Origin of the sequence: Brevibacillus sp. LEMMJ03, from assembly GCF_007197875.1 — a bacterium.
Taxonomy (GTDB): Bacteria; Bacillota; Bacilli; order Brevibacillales; family Brevibacillaceae; genus Brevibacillus; species Brevibacillus thermoruber.
Genome location: NZ_VKJN01000068.1, coordinates 1 through 484, shown reverse-complemented (window position 1 = coordinate 484; position 484 = coordinate 1). Strand labels below are relative to the sequence as shown.

General features: G+C 38.0%; 1 protein-coding gene. It reads left to right on the top strand.

Annotated features, from left to right (window positions below):
* Positions 1 to 100 precede the first annotated feature (100 nt).
* Positions 101 to 484, top strand: a 384-nt coding sequence (locus tag FOI68_RS22835) for a MarR family winged helix-turn-helix transcriptional regulator (protein ID WP_143864421.1), incomplete at its 3' end; no start/stop codon positions are given.

The window sequence follows — 484 nt, the reverse complement described above, 5'->3', positions numbered from 1 at the left end:
ATTATATCACACCTCACTTCATCATTGACCATTCCGTGTTTTATCGTTATATTATTAAATAGTTAAACAATTGAACTATTTCGATAGGAGGCATTGACCGATGGAGCGAAGCATACAACAATTTATTGAGCGCTATTTATCCGTTTCATTTCTTGTTCATAAACGAGGGGCTGCGTTGATGAAATGTGAATTGGACGATATTACGCACGATCAATATTATGTATTGCGCTACATACATAAGCGTGGGATGTGTACGTCAACGGAATTGGCGGACGTGTTTGCGGTAAATAAAAGTGCGATTACGGCGATGACAAACCGTCTTGTTGAAAAAGGAATGATTGCACGTGGCAAAGATGAAGATGATCGTCGTATTATTGCTCTTTCGCTCACAGAAAAAGGTGAACAATGGCTCGTTGAAACAGAACGAAAAGTATATGAACTTGTTGAAACAATGATGACAAAGCTTTCACATGAAGAAATTGAA